This window comes from Mycobacterium sp. EPa45, from assembly GCF_001021385.1.
Taxonomy (GTDB): domain Bacteria; phylum Actinomycetota; class Actinomycetes; order Mycobacteriales; family Mycobacteriaceae; genus Mycobacterium.
The window spans coordinates 2839422-2854821 of the sequence record NZ_CP011773.1 but is presented as its reverse complement, the minus strand read 5'-3'; the positions used below and the strand labels follow the sequence as shown (position 1 = coordinate 2854821).

Sequence of the window (15400 nt, the reverse complement as noted above, 5' to 3'; positions counted from 1 at the left end):
TGCCCCGACACGGGGTGGCACCACGCGCCGGAGAAGACAAGACTGAAGGGCGGACCGATGGCCGCCCGCCGACACCGGCGGATACCCATCCGCCCGCTTAGCAGGACAACCGTACTGTTAGTATGGAGACCGATGTCGACATAGCCCGTCGGCATCGAGGACAACGCCGGGAGTTGATGTGAGCAGCGAAAATTCGTCGAATTCGTCCCTGAACACGTTCGAAGCGCGCGACACCTTGAAGGTGGGCGACAACAGCTACGAGATCTACCGCCTCGACGCGGTCCCCGGCACCGAGAAACTTCCCTACAGCCTCAAGGTGCTGGCCGAAAACCTGTTGCGCACCGAGGACGGCGCCAACATCACCAAAGACCACATCGATGCCATCGCCAACTGGGATCCGTCGGCCGACCCGAGCATCGAGATCCAGTTCACCCCAGCGCGGGTGATCATGCAGGACTTCACCGGGGTCCCCTGCATCGTCGACCTGGCCACCATGCGTGAGGCCGTCGGCGACCTCGGCGGCAACCCCGATCAGGTGAACCCACTGGCCCCCGCCGAGCTGGTCATCGACCACTCGGTGATCATCGACGTGTTCGGCAGCGCGGACGCCTTCGAGCGCAACGTCGAGATCGAGTACTCCCGCAACGGCGAGCGCTATCAGTTCCTGCGCTGGGGCCAGGGCGCCTTCGACGACTTCAAGGTCGTGCCGCCGGGCACCGGCATCGTGCACCAGGTCAACATCGAATACCTGGCGCGCGTCACCATGGTTCGTGACGGGGTTGCCTATCCGGACACCTGCGTCGGCACCGACAGCCACACCACGATGGTCAACGGCCTGGGCGTCCTGGGCTGGGGCGTCGGCGGTATCGAGGCCGAAGCCGCGATGCTGGGCCAGCCCGTCTCGATGCTCATCCCCCGGGTCGTGGGCTTCAAGTTGTCCGGCGAGATCCAGCCCGGCGTGACCGCGACCGACGTCGTCCTCACCGTGACCGAGATGCTGCGCAAGCACGGCGTGGTGGGCAAGTTCGTCGAGTTCTACGGCGAGGGCGTCGCCGAGGTGCCGCTGGCCAACCGCGCCACCCTGGGCAACATGAGCCCCGAATTCGGCTCGACCGCAGCGATTTTCCCGATCGACGACGTCACCGTCGACTACCTGCGGCTGACCGGGCGCAGCGACGAAGAGCTGGCGCTGGTCGAGGCCTACGCCAAGGCCCAGGGCATGTGGCACAACCCCGAGCACGAGGCCGAGTACTCCGAGTACCTCGAGCTCGACCTGTCCACCGTCGTCCCGTCGATCGCCGGACCCAAGCGCCCGCAGGACCGCATCGAGCTCTCCGACGCGAAGTCGGCGTTCCGCAAGGACATTCACAACTACGTCGAGAACGGCAACCCCGCCCCGCAGACCAAGCTGGACGAGGCCGTCGAGGAGTCGTTCCCGGCCAGCGACCCGGCGGTGCTGTCGTTCGCCGACAACGGTTCCGAACCACTGCACTCCGCGGCCGTCGGGGCCGAGGGCCGGCCCACGAAGCCGGTCAAGGTGAGCGCCGCGGAACGCGGCGAGTTCGTGCTCGACCACGGCGCGGTCGCGATCGCGTCGATCACGTCGTGCACCAATACGTCCAACCCGTCGGTGATGCTCGGTGCGGCGCTGCTGGCCAAGAATGCCGTCGAGAAGGGCCTGACCGCCAAGCCGTGGGTCAAGACGTCGATGGCCCCCGGCTCCCAGGTGGTCAGTGACTACTACGAGAAGGCCGGCCTGTGGCCGTACCTGGAGAAGCTGGGCTTCTATCTCGTCGGCTACGGCTGCACCACCTGCATCGGCAACAGCGGCCCGCTGCTCGAGGAGATCTCGAAGGCCATCAACGACAACGACCTGACGGTCACCGCGGTGCTGTCCGGTAACCGGAACTTCGAGGGCCGCATCTCCCCCGACGTGAAGATGAACTACCTGGCGTCACCGCCGCTGGTGATCGCCTACGCGCTGGCCGGCACGATGGACTTCGACTTCGAGAATGACCCGCTCGGCACGGACGGCGACGGCAACGACGTGTTCCTCAAGGACATCTGGCCGTCGTCGAAGGACATCTCCGACACCATCGCCTCGGCGATCAACAAAGAGATGTTCACGAAGAACTACGCCGACGTATTCAAGGGCGACGAGCGCTGGCAGAACCTGCCGACGCCGTCAGGCAAGACCTTCGACTGGGACGCCAACTCGACCTACGTGCGCAAACCACCGTACTTCGACGGCATGCCCGCCGACCCGCAGCCGGTCAGCGACATCACCGGAGCCAGAGTGCTTGCCCTGCTGGGCGATTCGGTTACCACCGACCACATCAGCCCGGCCGGCAACATCAAGGCGGGCACCCCGGCGGCGCAGTACCTCGACAGCAACGGCGTGGACAAGAAGGACTACAACTCCTACGGCTCCCGCCGCGGTAACCACGAGGTGATGATCCGCGGAACGTTCGCCAACATCCGGCTGCGCAATCAGCTCCTCGACGATGTCTCCGGCGGCTACACCCGCGACTTCACCCAGCCGGACGGGCCGCAGGCGTTCATCTACGACGCTGCGCAAAACTATGCGGCGCAGAACATTCCGCTGGTCGTGCTCGGCGGCAAGGAGTACGGTTCCGGCTCGTCGCGCGACTGGGCGGCCAAGGGCACCAGCCTGCTGGGCGTGCGTGCGGTGATCACCGAGTCCTTCGAGCGCATCCACCGGTCGAACCTGATCGGCATGGGCGTGATCCCGCTGCAGTTCCCCGCCGGCGAGTCCGCGGCGTCGCTGAAACTGGACGGCACCGAGGTCTTCGACATCACCGGCATCGAAGAGCTCAACAACGGCAAGACGCCGAAGACCGTTCACGTCAAGGCCACCGGCAAAAATGAAGCCGATGGCACTGACCGGGTTGTCGAGTTCGACGCCGTGGTGCGCATTGACACACCCGGTGAGGCCGACTACTACCGCAACGGCGGCATCCTGCAGTACGTGCTGCGCAATATGTTGCGGGCCGGCTAGCCGGACGTGCCCAGGGTCAGCGAGGACCATCTGGCGGCCCGCCGTCGCCAGATCCTCGACGGCGCACGGCGCTGCTTTGCCGAGTACGGCTACGAGCAGGCGACCGTGCGCCGGCTGGAGCAGACCATCGGTCTGTCGCGCGGTGCGATCTTTCATCACTACCGCGACAAGGACACCTTGTTCTTTGCACTTGCGCGCGAGGATGCCGCACGGATGGCCGAGGTCGCCTCGCGGGAGGGCCTCATCCAGGTGATGCGCGACATGCTGGCCGCACCGGACCAATTCGATTGGCTGGCCACACGATTGGAGATCGCCCGCAAGCTGCGCAATGACCCGGTGTTTCATCAGGGCTGGATGGAGCGCTCAGCGGAGCTGGCGTCGGCGACCTCCGAGCGGCTGCGCAGGCAGAAGCAGGCGGGCCGGCTGCGCGACGACGTGGCACCCGATGTGCTGCAGTGCTATCTGGACCTGGTGCTCGACGGCCTTGTCGCGCGGCTTGCGGCCGGTGAAGATCTCCAGCGACTCTCGGCAGTGCTGGATCTGGTGGAGGATTCGGTGCGGGCTACCGACGCGTGACATGGTTGGGTCCACCGCGGCTGCGCATGGTGGTCCCGGACTCGCGCAACAACGCGTGGATCGAGCCGTAGGAACGGCCGGTCGAAGCCACCAGGGTGCGAATGCTCGCGCCGCCCTCGTAGGCGTTTCGCAGGTTGTTCAACAGCTGGTCTCGAGCTTCGTTGGGCTTCCTCATGATCACCCTCCCCGGTGGATCGGCGCCGATAGCCCACAGAGTAGGAGCGTGGGTCGCCGGCGTGGGAGAAATGACCGAAATGCCTGTCAGGCAAGCTCGATGAGATCCCGATACTCCTCAGACCAGAAGTCCTCGGTGCCGTCGGGAAGCAGCACCACCCTTTGCGGGTCGAGTGCTTCCGCGGCGCCCGGATCGTGGGTAACCAGCACCACTGCACCCTGGTAGCTCCGCAGCGCGTCCAGAACCTGTTCGCGCGAAGCAGGATCGAGGTTGTTGGTCGGCTCATCGAGCAACAGCACATTGGCCGTCGACGCAACCAGACCGGCGAGGGCGAGACGGGTCTTCTCGCCACCGGACAGGGTTCCGGCCGGCTGGTCGAGCTGCGGACCGGTGAACATGAACGCGCCGAGCAGGCCGCGCAGGTCCTGCTCGCCGGTGTCCGGGGCGGCGTGCCGAATGTTCTCCCAGACCGTCGCGTTGTTGTCGAGCGTGTCGTGTTCCTGTGCGAAATAACCGATCTTGAGTCCGTGCCCGGGTTCCAGTCCGCCGGCGTCAGGAGTCTCGGTGCCCGCGATGAGCCGAAGCAGCGTGGTCTTACCGGCACCGTTGAGGCCCAGCACCACCACGCGTGAGCCGCGGTCGATCGCCAGGTCGACCCCGGTGAACACCTCGAGTGAGCCGTAGTTCTTGGTCAGTCCCTTGACCACCAGCGGGGTCTTACCGCACGGCGCCGGCGTCGGGAACTTGATCCTGGCGACCTTGTCGGCGACGCGTTCGGCATCCAGCTCGGCGATCATCCGCTCGGCGCGGCGCAACATATTCTGTGCGGCAACGGCTTTGGTGGCCTTGGCGCCCATCTTGGCGGCCTGGGCGCGCAACGCACTCGCCTTCTTCTCGGCGTTGGCCCGCTCCCGGCGGCGGCGCTGCTCGTCGGTGGCGCGGGCGTCGAGGTACTTCTGCCAGCCCATGTTGTAGACGTCGGCCTCGCCGCGGACGGCGTCGAGGAACCACACCCGGTTGACCACGTCGGCAAGCAGGTCGACGTCGTGGCTGATCACCACGAGCCCACCGCTGTGGTTCTGCAGGAAGCCCCGCAGCCAGCCGATCGAGTCGGCGTCGAGGTGGTTGGTGGGTTCGTCGAGCAGCAGCGTCGTCGCCGATCCGCTACCGGTGTCACTGGCCGCGAACAGAATCCGGGACAGCTCGACGCGCCTGCGCTGACCGCCGGAGAGGGTGCGCAGCGGCTGGGTCAGCACCCGGTCCGGCAGACCGAGGCTCGCGCAGATGCGGCCCGCTTCGCTCTCGGCCGCATACCCGCCGAGGGCGGCGAAGCGTTCCTCGAGTTGGCCGTAGCGGCGCACCGCCTTGTCACGTGCGGCCTCGTCGACGACCTCGGCCATCAGCGCCTGCTGCTTTTCCAGATCGGACAGCAAGGTGTCCAGACCGCGGGCGGACAGCACCCGGTCACGGGCCAGCACGTCGAGGTCGCCTTCACGCGGATCCTGCGGCAGGTAGCCGATGTCGCCGGTCCGCACGACGGTGCCCGCGTAGGGTTCGCCCTCCCCCGCCAGGATCCGCATCGTCGTCGTCTTGCCTGCGCCGTTGCGGCCGACCAGACCGATGCGATCGCCGGGTTGGATCCGCAGTGCCGGGCCCTCGGCGAGGAGCAGCGTGCGCGCGCCGGCGCGGACCTCGAGGTCCGTTGCGGTAATCACGCGCGCTACTCCTTGGTGGCTTACTTGTCGTCGGTGAAGACCGGGGCGCGGTTCTCGGCGCGCGCAGCGACCGCCTCCTCGAAGTTGGCGGTGAGCAGGCGCACATAGAGCTGCCCGAGGCCCTCGGCCTGCATATGCGCTTCCAGGCTACCGGCGTCCAGTCCACTCCATAGCGTCCGCTTGGTCAATTCCGTGCCCGGGCGGGAGAACGCGGCGATACGGCCGGCGATCTCGAAGCAGGCAGGCAACAACTCGTCGTCGGGGACCTGCCGGGACACCAGACCGATCCGTTCGGCCTCCTGCGCGTCGACGTCGCGGCCGGTGAGCATGATCTCGAACGCCCGCGACGAGCCGATCGCGCGGGGTAGCAGGTAGCTCAGCCCCAGCTCACTGGCGGTCAGGCCGTTGTTGATGCCGGCGGCTCGGAAATAGGCGCCGCTGGCGGCGACCCGGATATCGGCCGCCAGCGCCAGGCACAGCCCGCCGCCGATGGCCGCGCCGTTGACCGCGGCGATGATCGGCTGGTGCAGCTTGCGCATGGCGAGAATCACATCGTCGAGCACCGCCATCGAGCGCAGCCCGAACGATGGCCGGGTCAATCCGGCAACGTGCGGTATCGAGCCGGCGGACTTGTGGTCGGCACCCGAGGAGAATCCGCGACCCGCGCCGGTCAGTACGACGGCTCGCACGTCGTTGTCATACCGGAGTTCGGTGAGGACTTCCCGCAGCGGCAGCATGACGTCGAACGCCATCGAGTTCATCCGCTCGGGCCGGTTCAGGGTGACCAGAGCTACGTTGGGCTGCGGCTTTTCGACGAGGACGAAACCAGTGTCACGAATCACCGTTGCACGGTAGCGCCTACCGGGATCACTCGGATTGCGACTGAGACGCGATCGCCGCGTCGACGTCGAACTCCTTGACCTGGCGGATGAGATCCTCGAGCGCGGCGGGCGGCAGGGCGCCGGCCTGGTTGAAGATCAGCTTGCCCTTCTTGAACGCCATCAGCGTCGGGATGGAGCGGATTTCGGCGGCAGCCGCCAGCTCCTGCTCGGCCTCGGTGTCGACCTTGCCGTACACCACATCCGGGTGCTGCTCCGACGACTTGGTGAACGTCGGCGCGAAGGCACGACACGGTCCGCACCACGACGCCCAGAAGTCCACCAGCACGATGTCGTTGCCGGTGATGGTGTCGTTGAAGTTCTGTGCGGTCAGGTCTTGGGTAGCCACGTCAGTCCTAACGTCTGTTTGTCGCTGTGTGTTCCCTGCAGCTGTCAATACAAACGGGCCAGCGCGCTGGCCGCATCGAAACCGGCGAACTCGTCGAGCTTGCCGTCGCGCACCCGGTTCACCCAGGCGGGGTCGGCGAGCAGGGCGCGGCCGATCGCCACGATGTCGAACTCACCGGCCTCGAACTGGTCGAGGAGGCGGTCGATCGACGACGGCGGGATGGGCCCGCTGCCCTGCCCAGGCCGGAATTCGGTTTCCAGGCCAACGGATCCGACGGCGATCACGGGCAGGCCGGTCACCTTCTTGGTCCAGCCGGCCAGGCTCAATTCCGGATGCTCGTCACCGAAGCCGGGCAGATAGTGCCGCCGCGTCGACGGGTGCAACACGTCCACCCCGGCCGCCACCAACGGAGCCAGCAGTTGTTCCAGTTCGGTCGCGCTGCCGGCCACCTGCGCGTCGTAGCGGTTCATCTTCCATTGCGAGAACCGGTAGATGATCGGGAACCCGGGGCCAACCGCCGCGCGCACCGCGGCGACGACTTCGGCCGGGAACCGGGTGCGCGCCGCCAACGAGCCGCCGTACTCATCGATGCGGTGATTGGTGTGCTCCCAGAGGAATTGGTCCAGCAGATAGCCGTGGGCACCGTGGATCTCGACGGCGTCGAAGCCCGCGGCCTTGGCGTTGGTGGCGGCCAGTGCGTACGCCTGTGCGAGCTCGGGCAGTTCCTCGGTGCTCAGCGCCCGCCCGGTGGTGCCGCCCGCGATGTCGATGCCCGACGGGCTGACCGGTGTCTGATCGGGACGGTCGCCGTCGTGCACGCCACGTGCGACGCCCTGGTGCCAGAGCTGTGCGGCGATGGTGGCGCCGCCGGCATGGACGGCGTCGGTGACCGCGCGCCAGCCCGCCAGCACGTCGTCGCCGTCGAGGTTCGGGATACGGTCCGGCCAGCCGGCGGCGGGGTGCGGGATGCGTACACCCTCGGTGATGATCAGCCCGGTGCCGCCGGCGGCGCGACGACCGTAGTAGGCGGCGACGTCGGGTCCGGGAACGCCGTCCGGCGAGGCGGTCCGGGTCATCGGGGCCATCGCGAACCGGTTCGGCACGGTCAGCGATCCGACCGTCAGAGGGGTGAACAGATCGTGCACGCGTGCATCATCCATGACCGTGCACAACACCGCCGCGGGGCGTGTTGATTCCGCGCGGCTTACAGCGTTGCTTCAACCCGCCTGACGAACTCGGCGATATCGGCGGCCAGCGCGTCGACGTCGGCCGTGAGGTCGAGGTCGTGCACGGCGCCGAAGGGTGCGTTCCACAACGACCCGGTCCGCGGCGCCGTGGCGAAGTTCCACGGCCCGACGTAGGCGTAGGGCAGTTCGTGGAAGTCGTCACCCGCGGAGACCCCGTAGTTGACCTCGTCGACGGCGGCGGCCACGTCGAAGTGCTCCGGCCAGAGCACCGGGTGTGCTTGTGGGAGAACAGTTTTGATAGCGAATCCGCCGGCATAGAGGCTGCGGTAAATGGCGTCGGCGGCGCCGGCTTCGATGTCCAACACGGCGTCGGGGTCAAGCCCGGCCACCGATCGGTACACCGTTTCCGCTGGCGGACCCACGTCGAGTCCGGTGGCCGCGGCGATGTCGCGCACCGGACCGGCCAGCTCGATGCTGCCGTCGGCCCACACCAGCGTGGTCCCGTGCACTGCGATCGCCAGCGTGGTGGCGCTGAAGCCGTCCGGCCGGACGGCCAGCCGGATCGTTCCCGTCGCGCGGTACTGCGGTCCCGCGAGAAAGTTTTCCGCCACGGCGTGCAATTGGCGACGGGCGGCGACCACGGGTGCGTTCACCCGGCCGCTCCCCGAGTGCTTTCGATGAGCGCCACCGCCCGCTCCCGGGCGCGATCGGCGTTGGCCAGCAATTGATCTCGGCGGCCGGGCCACCAGAACAGCTCGAAACCCAGCAACACCAGATATATGCAGGAGGCGACGATGTCGCGGGTGGAGCCGAATATCGCATCCCATACCGCGGTCCCGATCGCGACGACGAGGATCAGCGGAACCACCCACCGAAATGGCCGCCCGGTCTCGGCGGACCTGCGCATCCCGTCGGCGTAGTCGACGACCGGCTGCGCCAGCGCCGGGTCGCCGATCCGGCCGCCCCAGCGGCCGACTCCGGCTACTCGCACACGCTGTTCACCGGTCAATGCCTTGGCGCCGGGCCAGTACTTGACCATTCGCCGGCCCAGCCAGATGCCGTAGATCACCGCGATGATGCCCGCGGCCAGGAGCCCGGCGTACCACAGTCCGGAGTCCAGCCAGGCCAGCAGGCCGAGGAAGAGACCGGTGGCCAGACCGACGACGACGGCCCGGCCCACCGTCCCGCCGCGCCACACGAAGGCTGGAACGGTGAGCATCAGCTCAGATTAGACAGTGAACCCCAGGGCGCGGAGCTGTTCGCGACCGTCCTCGGTGATCTTGTCCGGCCCCCACGGCGGGTTCCACACCCAGTTGATCTTGGCCTCGCTGACCAGCCCGGCGCCGACAAGTGCGGTCAGCGTCTGGTCCTCGATGACGTCGGTCAGCGGACAGGCCGCCGAGGTCAGCGTCATGTCGATCAGCGCCACCGTTCCGGTGTCGCCCTTCTCGACATTGAGGTCGTAGACCAGACCGAGGTCGACGACGTTGATGCCGAGTTCGGGGTCGACCACGTCACGCATGGCCTCCTCGATGTCGTCAATCAAGGGGTTTGGCTCGGTCATCGTTTGTCCTCCAAGTCTTTTCGATGCGATGCCTGGGCCACCGCGTCCTTGAACGCCAACCACCCCAGCAGTGCACACTTCACCCGGGCCGGATACTTCGCCACACCGGCAAAGGCCACTCCGTCGCCCAGGACGTCTTCGTCACCTTCGACGGTTCCCCGCGAGGACACCATCTCGGTGAATGCCGCCACCGTCTTCAGCGCGTCCCCGACGGTCAACCCGATCACCTGGTCGGTGAGCACCGAGGTGGCGGCCTGGCTGATCGAGCACCCCTGGCCGTCGTAGGAGATGTCGGTGACCTGTTCGCCGTCCTCGGACAGCGCCACTCGCAGGGTCACCTCGTCGCCGCAGGTCGGGTTGACGTGGTGCACTTCGGCGCCGAACGGCTCCCGCAACCCGCGGTGGTGCGGGTGTTTGTAGTGGTCCAGGATCACTTCCTGGTACATCTGCTCGAGCTTCACGAGAAGAACTCCACCGCTCGCTTCACTCCGGCCACCAGCCGATCCACCTCGCCGACGGTGTTGTACACGGCGAACGATGCCCGTGCGGTGGCGGCGATACCGAACCGGCGGTGCAGCGGCCACGCGCAGTGATGCCCGACCCGCACGGCCACGCCGTCGTCGTCGAGCACCTGGCCGACATCGTGGGCATGTACCCCGTCCACGACGAAGCTCACCGGCGAGCCCCGGTTCTCGAGCGTGGCCGGGCCGATGATGCGCACCTGCGGGATACCGGCCAGGCCTTCCAACGTGGCGGCCACCAGTTCGTTCTCGTGCGCCTCGACCGCGGACATTCCCAGCTTGTCGAGATAGCGTGCGGCAGCACCCAATCCGACGACCTGCGAGGTCATCGGCGTGCCCGCCTCGAATCGCTGCGGTGCGGGCGCGTAGGTGGTGGCCTCCATCGTGACGGTCTCGATCATCGACCCGCCGGTCAGGAAGGGTGGCATCGCGTTCAGCAGTTCCCGGCGACCGAAGAGCACACCGATCCCGGTGGGACCGAGCATCTTGTGACCGGAGAACGCGGCGTAGTCGACGTCGAGCGCGTGGAAGTCCACCGGCTGATGCGGCACCGACTGGCAGGCATCGAGTACCGTCAGGGCGCCGACCGCTTTGGCTCGCGACACTACTTCGCCGACAGGTGCGATCGCGCCGGTGACATTCGAATGATGACTGAAGGCAACGACTTTCACTCGCTCGTCGAGCTGAAGCGAATCGAGATCGATGCGTCCGTCCTCGGTGACGCCGTACCAGCGCAGGGTGGCCCCGGTGCGCCGGGCCAGTTCCTGCCACGGGATCAGGTTGGCGTGGTGTTCGAGTTCGGTGGTGACGATGACGTCGCCGGGGCCCACCGCACGCTCGAAGCGCTTGTCCCCCAACACATACGAGACCAGGTTGATCGATTCGGTGGCGTTCTTGGTGAACACCAGCTCGTCGGCGGCGGCGCCGACGAACGCGGCGATATCGGCGCGGCCCTGCTCGTAGGCGTCGGTCGACTCCTCCATCAGCTGGTGCGCACCTCGATGCACCGCACCGTTGGAGGTGGTCAGGAACTCACGTTCGGCATCGAGAACCTGCAGCGGTTTCTGCGACGTCGCCCCGGAGTCCAGGTACGCCAGCTGATGTCCGCCCCGCATCACCCGATTGAGGATTGGGAAATCGGCGCGGATGCCGGTGACATCCAGGTCCACCGAGGCGGTCATGTCAGGCTCCCGCCGCCGCCTGGGTGAAGCGTACGTAGCCCTTCTCCTCGAGTTCGTCGGCCAGCTCGGGGCCGCCGGATTCGACGATCCGGCCGTCGACGAAGACGTGGACGAATGCGGGGCGGATGTAGCGCAGGATCCGGGTGTAGTGCGTGATCAGCAGGACACCGGCGTGCTCGGCCTCGGCATAGCGGTTGACGCCTTCGGAGACCACGCGCAGGGCGTCGACGTCGAGGCCGGAGTCGGTCTCGTCGAGGATCGCGATCTTCGGCTTCAGCAAGCCCAGCTGCAGGATCTCGTGGCGCTTCTTCTCGCCACCGGAAAAGCCTTCGTTCACACTGCGTTCGGCGAACTGCGGGTCGATCTCCAGATCGGTCATCGCCGCCTTGACTTCCTTGACCCAGTGCCGCAGCTTGGGCGCCTCGCCGCGAACCGCGGTGGCCGCGGTGCGCAGGAAGTTCGACATCGACACACCGGGCACCTCGACCGGGTATTGCATGGCCAGGAACAGGCCGGCGCGGGCGCGCTCGTCGACGCTCATCGCGAGCACATCCTCACCGTCGAGGGTGATCGACCCCGAGGTGACGTGGTACTTGGGATGACCGGCGATCGAGTACGACAGCGTGGACTTGCCGGATCCGTTGGGTCCCATGACCGCGTGGGTTTCCCCCGACTTCACGGTCAGGTTGACGCCCTTGAGGATCTCCTTCTCGGTACCGTCCTCGTTGGCGACGCTGACGTGAAGGTCCTTGATTTCCAAAGTGCTCATGGCTGGGTTGCTTTCGACTCAGTGATGGCGAGTTCCCGTTCGATGGCATCGGTCAGGCGCTCACGCACCTCGGGAACCGCGATCTTGGCGATGATTTCGTTGAAGAAGCCGCGCACCACCAGGCGACGGGCCTGATGCTCGGGGATGCCCCGGGCGCGGAGGTAGAACAGCTGCTCGTCATCGAATCGGCCGGTGGCGCTTGCGTGCCCGGCGCCGACGATCTCGCCGGTCTCGATTTCCAGGTTCGGCACCGAATCGGCGCGCGCACCGTCAGTGAGCACCAGGTTGCGGTTGACCTCGAAGGTGTCGGTGCCGGTGGCCTCGGCGCGGATCAGCACATCGCCCACCCAGACGGTGTGCGCATCCGGCTTCTTGGAATCCGGGTCCCCTTGCAGCGCACCCTTGTACAACACGTCGGACTTGCAGTTCGGCTGCGCGTGGTCGACCAGGAGCCGCGACTCGAAGAACTGCCCGTCGTCGGCGAAGTAGGTACCGAGCAACTTGGCGTCCCCACCTGGACCGGTGAACCGCACCGTGGTGGAGGTCCGAACAACCTCACCGCCGAGCGTGACGTTGACGTGGCCGAGCACCGAGTCCTTACCGAGCTTGGCGTGATGTGCGCTGACATTCACCATGTCGTCGGCGAAGTCGGCGATCCAGATGACGCCCAGGCCGGCCGAGTCGCCGACGATGATCTCGACGTTGTCGGCGTAAGTGCCGCTGCCGCGCAGGTCGACGACCACGATCGCACGCGACAACTCCTCGACCCGGATCTGCAGGTGGCCGTAGGCAACGCCGCCCTCGCCCGGGCCGTCGATGGTGATCTCGATCGGCTCGGTGACTTCGGTGTCGCGCGCGACAGTGACGACCGTGGCGGAGTTGAACGACGAGAACGCCTGTGCCGCAACGCGATCACTGGGTACGCCGCCCTGGCCGAGTCGCTCGTCACCGCGACGGACGGTCTCGACCGTGACGCCGGGACGCTCGGTCACCGTGATCGGCGCGGTGCCGTTGGCGACAGCCGAGCCGTCGTGCAGGCCGCGCAACCGCTTCAGCGGGGTGAACCGCCACAGCTCGTCGCGGCCACCGGGCACCTCGAAGGCATCAACATCGAACGAGCTGAACTGCTCGCCCTTGTTCTTGACGATCCCTTCGGCAGCTTCAGTGAGATTCTGAACCACTATCCGACAGCACCTTCCATCTGCAGCTCGATCAGCCGGTTCAGCTCCAGGGCGTACTCCATCGGCAGCTCCTTGGCGATCGGCTCGACGAAGCCGCGCACGACCATCGCCATCGCCTCGTCCTCGGTCATGCCGCGGCTCATCAGGTAGAAGAGCTGGTCGGCGCTGACCTTGGACACCGTGGCCTCATGCCCCATCGTGACGTCGTCCTCGCGGATGTCGACGTAGGGGTAGGTGTCGCTGCGGCTGATCGTATCGACAAGCAGCGCATCGCATTTCACCGAGGAACGCGACCCGTGCGCGCCCTTGTTGATCTGAACCAGGCCGCGGTAGGACGCCCGCCCGCCGCCGCGCGCCACCGACTTCGACACGATGTTGCTCGACGTGTTCGGCGCCAGGTGCAGCATCTTGGCGCCGGTGTCCTGGTGCTGGCCCTCGCCGGCGAACGCCACCGAGAGCACCTCGCCCTTGGCGTGCTCGCCGGTCATCCACACGGCCGGGTACTTCATGGTCACCTTCGAGCCGATGTTGCCGTCGACCCACTCCATGGTGGCGCCGGCCTCGGCACGGGCGCGCTTGGTCACCAGGTTGTAGACATTGTTCGACCAGTTCTGGATGGTCGTGTAGCGGCACCGGCCACCGGGCTTCACGATGATCTCGACGACCGCGGAGTGCAGCGAGTCGCTCTTGTAGATCGGCGCGGTACAACCCTCGACGTAGTGGACGTAGGCGTCCTCGTCGACGATGATCAGCGTCCGCTCGAACTGGCCCATGTTCTCGGTGTTGATCCGGAAGTACGCCTGCAGCGGGATGTCCACGTGCACGCCCTTCGGGACGTAGATGAACGAACCACCCGACCACACCGCGGTGTTGAGCGCGGAGAACTTGTTGTCCCCGGCCGGGATCACCGTGCCGAAGTACTGCCGGAAAAGCTCCGGGTGCTCCCGCAGACCCGAGTCGGTGTCCAGGAAGATGACCCCCTGGGCCTCGAGGTCCTCGCGGATCGAGTGGTAGACGACCTCGGACTCGTATTGCGCGGCGACGCCGGAAACCAGGCGCTGCTTCTCGGCCTCGGGGATGCCGAGCTTGTCGTAGGTGTTCTTGATGTCCGCGGGCAGGTCATCCCACGTGGCGGCCTGCTTCTCGCTGGACCGCACGAAGTACTTGATGTTGTCGAAGTGGATGCCCTCGAGGTTGGAGCCCCAGTTCGGCATCGGCTTCTTGTCGAAGGTGCGCAACGCCTTGAGTCGGATGTCGAGCATCCACTCGGGTTCGCTCTTCTTGGCCGAGATGTCGCGCACCACCGCTTCGGAGAGTCCGCGCTGCGCGCTGGCGCCGGCGACGTCGGAGTCGGCCCAGCCGTAGCCGTACTTGCCCAGGGAGGCGATGGTCTGCTCCTGGGTCAACGCCTCGGGCTTGACGTCCGGGGTGAGTGTCATGGCGACGCTCCTTCAACGATCGTGGTGGCTTCGGCGCGGGCAGCGCACCGAAGTTGTTCTGGTCTAGTGGGGTACCGGCGTGAGCGGTACGTGGGTGGTGCAGGCGCAGTCGCCGTTGGCGATCGTCGCCAACCGCTGCACGTGGGTGCCGAGGACCTCGGACATGGCCTCCTTCTCGGCCTGGCACAGTTCCGGGAACTCTTCGGCGACGTGCGATACCGGGCAGTGGTGCTGGCAGATCTGAATGCCCTGCATGGGTCCGCCCACCCGCGTCGTGGTCGCCGCGTAGCCGGCCTTCGTCATTGCGTCGGCTACCCGCTCCGCGGTGGATTCAACGTCGTCCGGACCCTGCTTTACTCCCGCCAGGATCGCGTCGATCCGGCGCCGGGCGAAGGTCTGGACTGCCTCTTCCCCGCCGATTTCGCGCAGTTGGCGCATCGCGGCGGACGCGAGGTCGTCGTAGGTGTGCTCGAGCTTGGCGCGCCCGGCCGCGGTGAGCCGATAACGCTTGGCTGGTCGGCCGCGGCCCGCCTGCTGCCATGCCGCCGCGGCGTTGGCCTGAGCGTCGCCCGCCTCGATCAGCGCGTCGAGGTGCCGGCGGACACCGGCTGCGGAGATGCCCAGCCGCTGGCCGATCTCGGCTGCGGTGATCGATCCCGACTCGACCAGAAGCTGCACAATGGCTCGCCGGGTCTGGCCGTCATGCACGACGGTGCCCACCACGGGCACGGCGTCAGCATCGGGCGGGAATTTCACAACACCAGTGTTACGCAATTCCCCAACCAGGTCTAGCAAGGGCACCCTTAGCAAGCCGAGGGCGAAAAAGCCGCCGGATAGAGTGCTGTG

16 protein-coding genes are annotated in these 15400 nt (G+C 66.8%); 2 read left to right on the top strand and 14 right to left on the bottom strand.

All coding sequences use genetic code 11. The annotated features are described in order from the left end of the window. The first annotated feature begins 178 nt into the window (after window positions 1–178). Window positions 179–3019, top strand: coding sequence for an aconitate hydratase AcnA (acnA, locus tag AB431_RS13580; RefSeq protein ID WP_047330361.1), 2841 nt, complete (start codon window positions 179–181; stop codon window positions 3017–3019). Between the two features lie 6 nt (window positions 3020–3025). Beyond that, entirely contained in the window at window positions 3026–3595 is a 570-nt protein-coding gene (locus AB431_RS13575) for a TetR/AcrR family transcriptional regulator (protein WP_047330360.1), read from the top strand. Here the strand turns inward: AB431_RS13575 and AB431_RS13570 are convergent. The 14 genes from AB431_RS13570 to AB431_RS13505 all read right to left on the bottom strand — a co-directional run bounded on the left by AB431_RS13570 (window position 3582) and on the right by AB431_RS13505 (window position 15364). After that, window positions 3582–3770, bottom strand: a complete 189-nt coding sequence (locus AB431_RS13570) for a helix-turn-helix domain-containing protein (RefSeq protein WP_047333396.1) — start codon at window positions 3768–3770, stop codon at window positions 3582–3584. The genes AB431_RS13575 and AB431_RS13570 overlap by 14 nt on opposite strands. Before the next feature lie 86 nt (window positions 3771–3856). Beyond that, complete coding sequence (locus AB431_RS13565; RefSeq protein ID WP_047330359.1) at window positions 3857–5485, bottom strand: ABC-F family ATP-binding cassette domain-containing protein; 1629 nt, start codon at window positions 5483–5485, stop codon at window positions 3857–3859. A gap of 20 nt (window positions 5486–5505) precedes the next feature. After that, window positions 5506–6327 carry an enoyl-CoA hydratase gene (locus AB431_RS13560; protein ID WP_047330358.1) on the bottom strand — a complete coding sequence of 274 codons (822 nt, stop codon included), beginning with the start codon at window positions 6325–6327 and terminating at the stop codon, window positions 5506–5508. A 25-nt stretch (window positions 6328–6352) separates the two neighbouring features. Beyond that, window positions 6353–6712: a thioredoxin gene (gene trxA, locus AB431_RS13555; RefSeq protein ID WP_047330357.1), complete on the bottom strand. Its 360-nt coding sequence runs from the start codon at window positions 6710–6712 to the stop codon at window positions 6353–6355. A 44-nt stretch (window positions 6713–6756) separates the two neighbouring features. After that, a complete protein-coding gene (locus AB431_RS13550) occupies window positions 6757–7872 on the bottom strand; it encodes an NADH:flavin oxidoreductase (RefSeq protein ID WP_047330356.1) in 1116 nt (371 codons plus the stop codon). 44 nt (window positions 7873–7916) lie between these two features. Beyond that, window positions 7917–8552 carry a hypothetical protein gene (locus AB431_RS13545; RefSeq protein ID WP_052960282.1) on the bottom strand — a complete coding sequence of 212 codons (636 nt, stop codon included), beginning with the start codon at window positions 8550–8552 and terminating at the stop codon, window positions 7917–7919. Beyond that, window positions 8549–9118, bottom strand: a complete 570-nt coding sequence (locus tag AB431_RS13540) for a hypothetical protein (RefSeq protein WP_047330355.1) — start codon at window positions 9116–9118, stop codon at window positions 8549–8551. Before AB431_RS13540 ends, AB431_RS13545 begins: the two co-directional genes overlap by 4 nt. A 9-nt stretch (window positions 9119–9127) precedes the next feature. Continuing rightward, window positions 9128–9463, bottom strand: coding sequence for a metal-sulfur cluster assembly factor (locus AB431_RS13535; RefSeq protein WP_047330354.1), 336 nt, complete (start codon window positions 9461–9463; stop codon window positions 9128–9130). Then, window positions 9460–9909 carry a Fe-S cluster assembly sulfur transfer protein SufU gene (gene sufU, locus AB431_RS13530; protein ID WP_198044375.1) on the bottom strand — a complete coding sequence of 150 codons (450 nt, stop codon included), beginning with the start codon at window positions 9907–9909 and terminating at the stop codon, window positions 9460–9462. Before sufU ends, AB431_RS13535 begins: the two co-directional genes overlap by 4 nt. An 11-nt stretch (window positions 9910–9920) precedes the next feature. Continuing rightward, on the bottom strand, window positions 9921–11165 hold the full coding sequence (locus tag AB431_RS13525; RefSeq protein ID WP_047330352.1) for a cysteine desulfurase: 1245 nt from the start codon (window positions 11163–11165) through the stop codon (window positions 9921–9923). A gap of 1 nt (window position 11166) precedes the next feature. Then, a complete protein-coding gene (gene sufC / locus AB431_RS13520; RefSeq protein WP_047330351.1) occupies window positions 11167–11934 on the bottom strand; it encodes a Fe-S cluster assembly ATPase SufC in 768 nt (255 codons plus the stop codon). Further along, the gene (gene sufD / locus AB431_RS13515) at window positions 11931–13115 is read right to left on the bottom strand and encodes a Fe-S cluster assembly protein SufD (RefSeq protein ID WP_047330350.1); all 1185 of its coding nucleotides are present in this window, start codon (window positions 13113–13115) and stop codon (window positions 11931–11933) included. The genes sufC and sufD overlap by 4 nt, the downstream gene beginning before the upstream one ends. Next, entirely contained in the window at window positions 13115–14554 is a 1440-nt protein-coding gene (gene sufB / locus AB431_RS13510; protein WP_047330349.1) for a Fe-S cluster assembly protein SufB, read from the bottom strand. The genes sufD and sufB overlap by 1 nt, the downstream gene beginning before the upstream one ends. A gap of 63 nt (window positions 14555–14617) precedes the next feature. Then, window positions 14618–15364 (bottom strand): helix-turn-helix transcriptional regulator, encoded by a 747-nt coding sequence (locus tag AB431_RS13505; protein WP_369803038.1) that lies wholly within the window; start codon window positions 15362–15364, stop codon window positions 14618–14620. Window positions 15365–15400 lie beyond the last annotated feature (36 nt).